The 11,078-nt window shown below is 70.4% G+C and carries 8 protein-coding genes; 4 read left to right on the top strand and 4 right to left on the bottom strand.

The window, feature by feature from the left end:
- Positions 1–137: 137 nt before the first annotated feature.
- Genes WBN91_RS37290 through WBN91_RS37275 form a run of 4 tightly spaced genes read right to left on the bottom strand, consistent with a single transcriptional unit; the run spans position 138 to position 5,180 of the window.
- Positions 138–2,207, bottom strand: a complete 2,070-nt coding sequence (locus WBN91_RS37290) for an RICIN domain-containing protein (protein WP_337728975.1) — start codon at positions 2,205–2,207, stop codon at positions 138–140.
- A 24-nt stretch (positions 2,208–2,231) separates the two neighbouring features.
- A complete protein-coding gene (locus WBN91_RS37285) occupies positions 2,232–3,029 on the bottom strand; it encodes a carbohydrate ABC transporter permease (protein ID WP_337728976.1) in 798 nt (265 codons plus the stop codon).
- Positions 3,026–3,856, bottom strand: coding sequence for a carbohydrate ABC transporter permease (locus tag WBN91_RS37280; protein ID WP_337728977.1), 831 nt, complete (start codon positions 3,854–3,856; stop codon positions 3,026–3,028). Before WBN91_RS37280 ends, WBN91_RS37285 begins: the two co-directional genes overlap by 4 nt.
- A gap of 4 nt (positions 3,857–3,860) precedes the next feature.
- Positions 3,861–5,180 (bottom strand): ABC transporter substrate-binding protein, encoded by a 1,320-nt coding sequence (locus WBN91_RS37275; protein WP_337729437.1) that lies wholly within the window; start codon positions 5,178–5,180, stop codon positions 3,861–3,863.
- 110 nt (positions 5,181–5,290) lie between these two features.
- Between WBN91_RS37275 and WBN91_RS37270 the strand changes: the two genes are divergently transcribed.
- From WBN91_RS37270 to WBN91_RS37255, 4 genes are all read left to right on the top strand, one after another.
- Positions 5,291–6,325, top strand: a complete 1,035-nt coding sequence (locus WBN91_RS37270; protein WP_337728979.1) for a LacI family DNA-binding transcriptional regulator — start codon at positions 5,291–5,293, stop codon at positions 6,323–6,325.
- Positions 6,326–6,539: 214 nt separating this feature from the next.
- Complete coding sequence (locus WBN91_RS37265) at positions 6,540–8,201, top strand: glycoside hydrolase family 27 protein (protein WP_337728980.1); 1,662 nt, start codon at positions 6,540–6,542, stop codon at positions 8,199–8,201.
- A complete protein-coding gene (locus WBN91_RS37260) occupies positions 8,198–9,835 on the top strand; it encodes a cellulose binding domain-containing protein (RefSeq protein ID WP_337728981.1) in 1,638 nt (545 codons plus the stop codon). Before WBN91_RS37265 ends, WBN91_RS37260 begins: the two co-directional genes overlap by 4 nt.
- Positions 9,836–9,966: 131 nt before the next feature.
- Entirely contained in the window at positions 9,967–10,965 is a 999-nt protein-coding gene (locus tag WBN91_RS37255) for a LacI family DNA-binding transcriptional regulator (protein ID WP_337728982.1), read from the top strand.
- The last annotated feature ends 113 nt before the right edge of the window (positions 10,966–11,078 follow it).

Here is an 11,078-nt window from a genome sequence, read left to right as displayed (position 1 = left end):
GGTGGGGGAACCGAGGCCCTCCACTTGTAGGTAACACCTACCGCGCGCTCCGCGCGCGAACCACCGCGCTGCGCGCGCCGAAAAGCCTGAGGCGCACCGCCGCACTGTCGCGGCGGTGCGCCTCAGTTCTCACTTCGTCATGGTGTGGTCAGGTCGAACTTCCGCACCGTGACCGATCCACCCAACGCCTGGGTGGCGTGGTTGAAGATCCCGAAGCGGTACCCCATGAAGAACTGCCACGCGTTGTTCAACGTCAACGCCGAGCCCAACGGCGTGAAGTTCACGCCGTCGGTGCTGTACGAGAACCGAGCCTGACGCCCGCTCCCCGGCCTGATATCAGCGTTGGCCCGCAACCAGATCCGCCCACCACTAACCGCCGCACTAGCTATCTCGCTGCCCGTACTGGTGGTGTTCCAGTTGCCGTCCATGCTCAACCCGTTGGTCATCACCACCCGGGTTGTGCCGTTGTCGCGCTTGACGCCGATCCACGCCGACGACTGCCGCAGCATGGCCAACCCGCTTCGGTCGCCATCCCGCATCGTGCTGTAGTCCAGCTCGATGGTCGCCGTCGACGTCGGCCCCTGGATGCGGTGGGTCAGCGTATTCCTTGCTGCGTACAGGTCGTTCGTCACGCTCGCGGTGGAGAGCTTCAACCCGTTGCTCACGGTGTACTTGCTGTTGTCCGGGTTGTGGTTCCACTCCCACTGCGGGCCCAGGGCCGGTCCGGTGAAGGTATCGGAGCCGACCATCGGCTTCACCTGCCTGGGGGGTGCGGGCAGGTTCGGCTTCGGGTAATTGGTGCCCCACGTCCCGTTGACGGTCTGGAGTACGGGCCAGCCGTCAGCGGTCCACGTGATCGGGGCCAGGGCCGGCATCCGGCCGCCGGGGTACGCGTCGACGAAGGACATGTAGTACCAGTCGCCGTTCTGCGTCTGCACCAAGCCGCCCTGGTGCGGCACGCCGCCGCCGGGGATCGGGCCCGGCAGGTCCAGCAGGACCTGGCGCATCGTGTACGGGCCGAAGGGGCCGTTGTCGGACTTGAGCACGTACTGGCCGTTCGCGGGCCTGGTCAGCCAGATGTAGTAGCTGTTGCCGCGCTTGTAGAAACGTGCGCCCTCCAGCGTGCCGACGTTGGACGGGGTCTGGAACACCTGTTGGGCGCGGACCTGGCTGCGGCCGTCGGGCGACAGCTGGGCCACGCTGATGGTGGTGTTGCCGTAGGCGATGTACATGGTGTCGTTGTCGTCGATCAACATGCCGGCGTCGTAGTAGCAGTTGTCGATCTGGGCGTGTCGGGTCCACGTCCCGTCGACGGCCGACGCCGTGTAGATGTACGTGTCGTTGAAGTCGATGCAGCCGGCCCAGTAGAAGGTGCTGTTGCTGCGCCGGTAGTTCAGCGTCGACGCCCAGACGCCGTCCACGTACGCATGTCCACCGGTGAGGCTGTACTTGGACCCGAAGTCCAGCGACGGCACCGAGTGGCCCGCGTACTCCCAGTTCACCAGGTCGTACGAGCGCAGGATCGGCGCGCCGGGGGAGTAGTGCATGGTGGACCCGGACATGTAGTACGCGTCGCCCACGCGGATGATGTCGACGTCGGCGAAGTCCTGCCACACCACCGGGTTGGTGTACTGGGTGCCCGGTGTGGTGCCGCCGATCTTCACCAGTTGCCACTGCTGGTTGGCACCGCCCCAGTCGCTGTACTGCACGACGTTCGCCCCGTCCGCCGTCGAGGCGCCCTGCACCTCGACGGCTTTGTTGCTGTTGCGGTTGATCAGGCGCACGTACCCGCCGTCCGAGTCGGCCAGACGGAACTGCTGGTTGTTGCCGTTGTGGTCGGACCACTGGATGACGGCGGCGCCGTCGGCGGTGGACGCGCCGTTCACGTCCAGGACCTTGCCGGAGTGCTTGGACTTGAGCCGGTAGTAGCCGCCGCCGGAGTCGACGAACTGCCACTGCTGGTTGGCGCCGTCACTGCGGCCCCACTGCGTGATGCGGGCGCCGTCGTTGGTGGCGGAGTTGTACAGGTCGAGGGCCTTGCCGCTGTTGCGGTTCACCAGCACGTACCACGCGGTGGTGTCCACGGTGGCGGCGGAGCCCGGTGTCGTGCCCAGTGCGACCAGCACGCCGCTGAGCAGCGTGACGACCGCGACGGCTGCACCGGTCGCCCTTCGTCGTCTGGTGGGGGAGTGGCCTGGCTCGGCCATGAGCGCTCCTTCGATCGTCGGTGATCATCGGACCGCGACGCCCCGGACGAGGGCGTCGGCGACACGGTGGTGCGCCAGGGCGAGCACCGCGACCACCGGTGCGGTGATCAGCAGCGCGCCCGCGCACAGCAGTGGCACGTCGGTGCCCCAACGGCCCTGGAAGGCGTCCAGCGCGCCCGCGGCCGTCCGGCGCAGCGGGTCGTCGACCAGGACCAGGGCGAACAGCAGGTGGTTCCACGTCCACACGCACAGCAGCAGCGCCAGCGACCGCAGCGCGTCACCGGCGAGCGGCAGGTGCACGCGGCGCAGCACGGTCCACGGGCCGGCGCCGTCCACGCGGGCGCAGTCGGCCAGCTCGACGGGCGCGGAGGCGAAGTGGGCGCGCATCCAGACGATCCCGAACGGCAGGTGGGCGGCGATCAGCGCCAGCGCGAGCCCGGCGGTGGTGTCGAGCAGCCCGAGGTCGCGGACCTGGTGGTACAGCGGCAGGACGACGGCCTCCCGGGGCAGCACGAGCCCGACCAGGAACAGCGCCGACACCACCCGCCGACCCGGGAACGGCAGCCGCGCCAGCCCGTACCCCGCCAGCGCCGCCAGCACCAGGACCGCGGGCACGACGGCGAGCACGACCACCCCACCGGACACCAACGCCCGGTCCACCCGCGCCGAGCGGAACGCCAAGGTGAAGTTCGACCAGTGCGGGTCCTGCGGCCACGTCAGGCCCGGGGGATAGGTCCCAGGCGGGTGCAAGGCGGTCACCAGCAACTCCGCCAACGGCAGCAGGGTGACGGCGGCCAGCCCGACGCGCACGAGCGCCTTCACCGCGACCACCGCAGGACCGGCCCGACCACACCGAGCACCAGCACCACCAGCAGCACGGCCAACGCCGACGCCACCCCGACCGCGCGCTCGGTGAACGCCAGGTGGAACACCTCCAGCGCGGGCACGGCCGTCGCGCCGCCGGGACCGCCGCGCGTGGTCACGTACACGACGTCGAAGCTCGACAGCGCCGCCAGCGACGTGATCACCACGCAGACACCGATCTCGCGCCGCACACCCGGCAGGGTCACCGCGCGGAACTCCCGCCACCGCCCGGCCCCGTCCAGCCGGGCGGCCTCGTACAGCGCGGGGTCCAGCCGCCGCACGCCCGCCGACAGCAGCAGCGCGCACAGCCCGACCAGCGCCCACGCTCCGATCACGCCCACCGCCGCCAACGCGGTCGAGGAGTCGCCCAGCCAGGCCCGTGTCACCCCGCCCAACCCGACGGCCTCCAGCGCGCGGTTCACTGCACCGGTCGAGGACAGCAGCACGCTCCACGCCAGCCCCGCCGCGACCGGCGGCACGGCCTGCGGCAGCACCAGCACCAGCGCCGACCCCGGCCGCACGACAACCGCCAGTGCCAAGCCGAGCACGACCGGACCGGCCGCGAACACCACCACCAGCAGCAGCGCGTTCACCAGCGGCCGGCGCAGGTCGGGATCGGTGAGCACGGCCGCGTAGTTGTCCCACCCGACCCACGTCGAGGGGCCGACGCCGTCCCACCGGTACAGCGAGTACTGGGCCACCAGCGCCAGCGGGCGCAGCACGAACACCCCGTACACGGCGAGCGCGGGGAGCACGAACAGCCAGCCGGCCAGGCGGGTGGTCACCGGGTCAGCCCCCGGTCTGGGTCAGGTAGTCGGCCTGCACCCGGCGCAGCAGCTCCTCGGGGGTCAGCTCGCCGGCCGCGAGCCGTTGCAGTTGCGGGGTCCAGCTCTTGGCGTAGATGGCGCCGGTGGCGTTGGCGATGAAGTCCATCGCGGTGTCGTGCGCCAGCACCTCGTCGGTCGCGGCGAAGGTGGCGGCGGTGACCGAACCCGGCTCGACCGGCCAGGACGACTCCGGCGGGCCCAGCGGCCTCGCGCCGCCGACGCGCACGACGGTGCTCCGGGCGGTCGGGTCGGTGGTGGCCCAGTCCAGGAACGCCGCCGCGCAGTCCGGGTGCTGGGCGCGGGCGGGGATGACGAAGGTGGGGGGACCGGCCATCGCCGCGCGCGGTGCGCCGGCCCGCAGCGGCGGCATGAGGAAGAAGCCGACGCGGCCGGGCATGCGGCGGTCCAGCGTGCCGGACTCCCAGTCGCCGTTGACCATGAACAGCGCCTGCCCGGAGGTGAACCGGTCCACCATGCGGGCGTAGTCCGTGGCGTTGAGGTCGGCGTCGAAGTAGCCGGCGGCGAGCCAGCGCGCGAGGTGCCGCGCGGCTTCGGTGTTGGCCGGGGTCTCGATGGTCGCGCCGGGGCGTTGGAACGTCCAGTCGTCTATGGACCTCGGAGACCCGTAGGAACCCATGAGGCTTTGCAGGGGGAACGTGAGGCCGCCGGTCGCGCCGCCGTTGAACCCCGCGATCGGGGTGACACCCGCTTGCCTCGCGCGGGCGAGGGCGTCGTCCAACTCGGCCAGGGTTTCGGGTTCCCGCACACCGATCCGCGCGGCGAGGTCCTTGTTGTAGAAGACGCCGGTGACGCTGGTGGACAGTCCGGTCGCGTACAGCGGTCCTTCGCCTCGCGGCCGTCCACCGGGGGCCACGCGCAGCGGGCGGGTCTGGGAGTCCGGCCTGCGGTCCCAGCCCAGGGCGCGGGCGTAGCCGTCGAGGTCGCGCAGGAGCCCCGCTCGCACCACTTCGGACACTTGCGGGAGTCGCATGATGTCCGGGGGATCGTCGGCGAGCACGCGGGGCGCGTTGCGGGTGAGGACGTCGAACTGCTCTTCGCGGATGTCCCACGTGACGTTCGGGTGCTGCCGGGAGAACTCCTCGGCGAGTGCTTTCGCCAGCGGGAAACCGGTTTCGAACCGGGCCTTCACCATCACCGGGTCCGTGCCGCACCCCGGTGCCACGGGTAAGTCCACAGTGGATTGAATCGGTCCACCGGGCGCGGTGCAGCCGACCGCCAACAGTGTCAGCACGACGAGAACTTTGCCGGCGCGATGGGACATCCAGGTCTCCTCGTCGCCTGCTAAACCGTGTTAGCTTGTCGGCTCGGGCGATTGCCCGCTCGTCGAGAGGCGGGTCTGGGGTGGGACGCAGACGGGTGACACTGGCCGATGTGGCCGAAGCGAGCGGCGTGTCCGCGACGACCGCGTCGCTGGTCCTGAGTGGACGCGCGCGCGAGTTGCGCATCTCCGAAGAGGCCGAGCGCCGGGTGAAGGCGACCGCGAACGAGTTGGGCTACCGCCGCAACACGTTGTCGGTAGGCCTGCGCACCGGGCGGTCGCAGACGATCGGCTTCGTCTCCGACACCGTGGCGTCCTCCGACCTGGCCGGCGGCATGATCGAGGGCGCGGTCGAGGCGGCGCACAAGCGCGGGTTCCTGGTGTTCGTCGGCGAGTCCGGCGGCGACCCGGCGGTCGAGCGCGCGCTGGTGGAGACCATGCACGACCGCCGCGTGGACGGGATCGTGTTCGCCGCCATGTACACCAGGGCGCTCGCGCTGCCCGACGGCCTGCACGACGGGCCGGCCGTGCTGCTCAACGCCACGCCGGCGTCCCGCTCGACGGTGCACTCCGTGCTGCCCGACGAGGTGGGCGCGGGCCGGTCGGCCGCGCAGGTCGTCGTCGACGCCGGGCACCGCGCCGGCGTGCACCTGATCGGCGCGGGGCCGGGCCTGGAGGACATCCCGCCCAACAGCACCGCCGCCGTGGAACGACTCGTCGGCATGCACGAGGTGTTCCAGGCCGCGGGCATCGAGGTGGTCAGCGCGCACCGGTGTCCCAAGTGGATGCCCGAGGACGGCTACACCGCGACGCGGGAGGTGCTGCGGCGCCACCGGCCCCGGATGCTGGTGTGCTTCAACGACCGGCTGGCGTTCGGGGCCTACCAGGCGCTCGCCGAGGCGGGCCTGTCCGTGCCGGACGACGTCTCCGTGATCGGGTTCGACGACCATCCCATCGCCTCCTGGCTGCGTCCGCGGTTGACCACGGTCGCCCTGCCGCACCACGACCTGGGCGTGCGGGCGGTCGAGGTCCTGCTGGGGCTGTTCGAACGGCGCCGGCGCGGCAACCGGACCCCCGTGGTCCACCGGGTCCCGATGCCGGTGCGCGTGGGCGGTTCGGTCGCGCCGCCGCGCGCCGGGAACGCTTAGCCTGTCGGCTCCATGTCGAGACCTCCCGGGCAGGGGTGTGGTGCGGACGGCAGTGTGCCGGCTGTTGTTCACGCTCACAAGAACTTGCGCAAATATGGTCGAAACGTGGGTCGCAGGGGGTGCGTGCTGAAGTGAGCGCTCACAAGTTTAGCTTTGACCGGCTGTGATGGCGTGGTTACATTCCTGGAGTCGACGACGACACTGGGAGACTGCGATGCCCTTCCGACCCTGGACGGCGCTGCGCCGCGCCACCGTCGCGCTGGTCCTGGCCGCGACCGCCGCCACCGCACCCGGCCTCCCGGCCGTGCCCGGTCCTCCGGACGCGTCCGCCGCGCCCGGCAGCCCCGCGCTCAAACCGCCTCTTGGCTGGAACTCCTGGAACAGCTTCGGGTGCGGCATCACCGAAGCCCAGGTCCGCCAGGCCGCGGACGCGATGGTCTCCTCGGGGATGCGCGACGCCGGCTACCAGTACGTGGTGGTCGACGACTGCTGGTTCGACCCCCAGCGCGACGCCCAGGGCAACCTGCGGGCGCACCCGACGAAGTTCCCCAGCGGCATGAAGGCCCTCGGGGACTACATCCACGGCAAGGGCCTGAAGTTCGGCATCTACCAGGCCCCCAACGAGAAGACCTGCGCCCAGGGCGTCGGCACGTTCCCCGGGTCCACCGGCAGCCTGGGCCACGAGGCCCAGGACGCCCGGTCGTTCGCCTCGTGGGGCGTGGACTACCTGAAGTACGACTGGTGCTCCGGCAGCGGCACCCGGGACGAGCAGGTCGCCCGGTTCACGATCATGCGCGACGCCCTGCGCGCCACCGGCCGCCCGATCGTCTACAGCATCAACTCCAACAGCTTCCACGCGCCCACCGGGGACAAGTACAACTGGGGCGAGGTCGCCGACCTGTGGCGGACCACCGAAGACCTGTTGGACATCTGGCAGAACGGCAACACCAACAGCTACCCGATGGGCGTGGGCAACGTCCTGGACGTCACCGCCCCGCTCGCCGCCCAGTCCGGCCCCGGCCACTGGAACGACCCGGACATGCTGGTCGTCGGCCGCCCCGGCCTGACCCTCACCGAGTCCCGCTCGCACTTCGCGCTGTGGGCGCTGATGGCCGCGCCCCTCATGGCGGGCAACGACATCCGCACCATGTCCGCGGACGTCAGCGCGATCCTGCGCAACCCGCGCCTGATCGCCGTCAACCAGGACGCCCTCGGCGCGGGCGGTCGGCGGGTGCGCGACGACGGCAACACCGAGGTCTTCGCCAAGGCGCTGTCGGACGGCTCGGTCGCCGTCGGCCTGTTCAACCGGGGCAGCGGCACGGCCACCGTCTCCACCACCGCCGCCCAGATCGGCTTGTCCGGCACCGGTTTCACCCTGACCGACCTGTGGACCGGCGGCACGTCCTCCAGCTCCGGCACGATCTCCGCGAGCGTCCCGGCGCACGGCGTCGCGGCGTTCCGGGTCAGCGGCGGCAGCCCCCTCGCCGCCACCACCTCGCGCCTGCGCGGCACCGGTTCCAACCGCTGCGTCGACGTCGACAACGCCTCCACCGCCGCCGGCTCGACCGTCCTGATCTGGGACTGCCACACCGCCGCCAACCAGCTGTGGACCACCTGGGCCGGCGGTGAGGTGCGCGTGTTCGGCGACAAGTGCCTCGACGCCTACAACGGCGGCACCACCAACGGCACCCGCGTGATCACGTGGTCGTGCCACGGCCAAGACAACCAGCGCTGGACGTTGAACTCCGACGGCTCCCTGCGCAACACCCGCTCCGGCCTGTGCCTGGACGTCGAACAGGCCGCGACCGCGAACGGTTCGCGCCTGGTGCTGTGGACGTGCAACGGCCAGCCCAACCAGAAGTGGACCCGAGTGTGAAAACTCCCCTTTGGCGGCGGCGCGCCCTGACCGCCTTATCCGCGGCCACGTTGGTGGCGGCGGGCGTGGTGACGGCACTGCAAGCCGGCCCGGCCCAGGCCCTGGAGAACGGCGTGGCGCGCACGCCGCCGCTGGGCTGGAACTCGTGGAACACGTTCGGCTGCAACATCAACGAGACGTTGATCCGGCAGATGACCGACGCGATGGTGTCGTCGGGCATGAAGGACGCGGGCTACCAGTACGTCGTGGTCGACGACTGCTGGATGAACCCCAACCGCGACGCCCAGGGCAACCTGCAAGGCGACCCGACCCGGTTCCCCAGCGGCATGAAGGCCCTCGGCGACTACATCCACGGCAAGGGCCTGAAGTTCGGCATCTACCAGGCCCCGCTGGACAAGACGTGCGCCCAGTACTTCAACTCCTACCCCGGCGCGACCGGCGCCCAGGGCCACGAGGCCCAGGACGCCCGCCAGTTCGCCGCGTGGGGCGTGGACTACCTGAAGTACGACTGGTGCTCGCCCACCGGCTCTATGGATGATCAAGTGCGCGTGTTCGCCAAGATGCGCGACGCGTTGGCGGCCACCGGCCGTCCGATCGTCTACAGCATCAACTCCAACAGCATCCACGACAAGACCGGCCCGCGCCGCAACTGGGGCGACGTGTCGAACATGTGGCGCACCACCGAGGACATCACCAACAAGTGGGACACCGGGCAGACCAACGGCTACCCGATGGGCATCCAGAACATCGTCAACGTGACCGTGCCGATCGCCAACTACGCCCGTCCGGGCGGGTTCAACGACATGGACATGCTGGAGGTCGGCCGGGGCGGCATGACCGACACCGAGATGCGCAGCCACTTCGCGCTGTGGGCGATCCTGGCCTCGCCGCTGATCGCCGGCAACGACCTGCGCAACATGAACGCGGCCACGTCGACGATCCTGAAGAACAAGGCGCTCCTCGACATCAACCAGGACCCGCTGGGGTTGCAGGCGGTCCAGGTGTCCAACGACGGCACCCGCCGGGTGCTGGCCAAGCGGCTGTCCAACGGGGATGTCGCCGTTGCCCTGTTCAACCAGGGCGGCACCACCACGACGGTGAGCACGACGACCTCCGCCGTCGGCCTGGCGGGCACGTCGTTCGTCCTGCGTGACGCGTGGACCGGCGCCGAGAGCTCGTCCTCGGGCACGATCTCGGCCTCCGTCCCGTCGCACGGCACGGTCGTCTACCGGATCACCGCCTCCGGCGGCTCCACGACCACGACGACCACCACCACGACGACCACCACCACGACGACCACCACCACGCCGCCTCCGGCCGGCTGCCGGGTCACCGACACCGTCAACGCCTGGGGCAACGGCCTGACCTCGGACATCACCATCACCAACACCGGCACGACCACCGTCTCCGGCTGGTCGCTCGGCTTCACCCTCCCCGCCGGCCAGACCATCACCTCGGGGTGGAACGCCGAGTACACACCCAAGTCGGGCGCCGTGACCGCCCGCAACGTGTCCTACAACGGCACGATCGCCCCCGGCGCGTCGGTGGCCATCGGCTTCCAGGCCACCCACACCGGCAACTCCGGCAAGCCGGCCTCCTTCACCCTCAACGGAGCCGCCTGCACCACCGCCTGACCCTCCTCCCGGGCCCACCCTGACCGGCCCGCGCCACCCCTCGGACCCACCACGTCCGAGGGGTGGCGACTGCCCGCTCCCGCCGGACCCGTCATGCTTGTACCCGCAGACGGATCACGAGAAGGAGCAGGATGGTCACACTCGCCGACGTGGCAAGGCACGCGGGCGTGTCGTCCAGCACGGTCAGCTACGTGCTCAGCGGGAAGCGCACGATCTCCGAGGAGACCCGGCGCCGCGTCGAGCAGGCCGTGACGGAACTGGGCTACCACCCCAACGCCCGCGCGCGAGCCCTGGCCGCCCGCCGCTCGTACATCATCGCCTTGGTGGTGCCGCTGCGGTCGGAGAGCCACGACCCGACCATGATGGAGATCGCCACCACGGTCACCATCGCGGCCAGGCAGTACGGGTACGACGTCCTGCTGATCACCAACGACGAGGGCCCCGAGGGCGTGCGCCGGGTAGCCCTGAGCGGCCTGGCCGACGGCGTGATCCTCATGAACGTAGAACCGAACGACCCACGCATCCCAGTCCTGCACGAACAGGGCACCCAAGCCTCCCTAATCGGCCTCCCCGACACCCCCACAGGCTTGTCCTACGTAGACCACGACCACGCCACAGCCGGCGCCCTATGCGCCGACCACCTGGCCGACCTGGGCCACCGCGAGGTCGCCTTCATAACCCACCCCGACCACCAATCCCACCCCACCCTGACCGGCTTCCGCGACCGCGCAAAGCAACGAGCACTCCGCTTCGTCCACCGCACGTCAGAGGGCACCTACGGCAGCACAGCAGGCACCTACGCCCGAATCCTCGCCGACCGCCCCGACACCACCGCTTTCGTGGTCCAGAACGAAGCCGCCATCGGCCCCCTCCTAAACCTGCTACGCACCAGCGGCCGAACCGTGCCAGAGGACGCATCGGTCATAGCCCTGGGCCCCGCCCGCTTGGCCGAACAACACACCCCTCGCCTGACAGCGGTGTCCGGCCCGGACCAGGACTTGGGCAGAGTGGCAGTGGAGCAGTTGCTACGCAGACTCACAGCGGCGTCGCGGGGCGAACAACCGGTAGACGAACACGCGCTCCTCACCCCAGTCTTGACCATCCGCGAAAGCACCGGCCCGAAACCCTAAGCCAGCCAGGGACACACCCCCGACGCCCGCAGGGCGCGCTCTTCGAAGTAGCTCGCGCAGCAGACCTCCCGACTTGGGCTTCTTCCGTCATCCCCGTATGGCCTGCCCGAAGG

The sequence above is a fragment of the Saccharothrix sp. CCNWYY140 genome (assembly GCF_037401995.1).
Classification (GTDB): Bacteria; Actinomycetota; Actinomycetes; order Mycobacteriales; family Pseudonocardiaceae; genus Actinosynnema.
The sequence above is the reverse complement of the archived record's forward strand: the minus strand, read 5'-3'. Positions and strand labels throughout refer to the sequence as shown.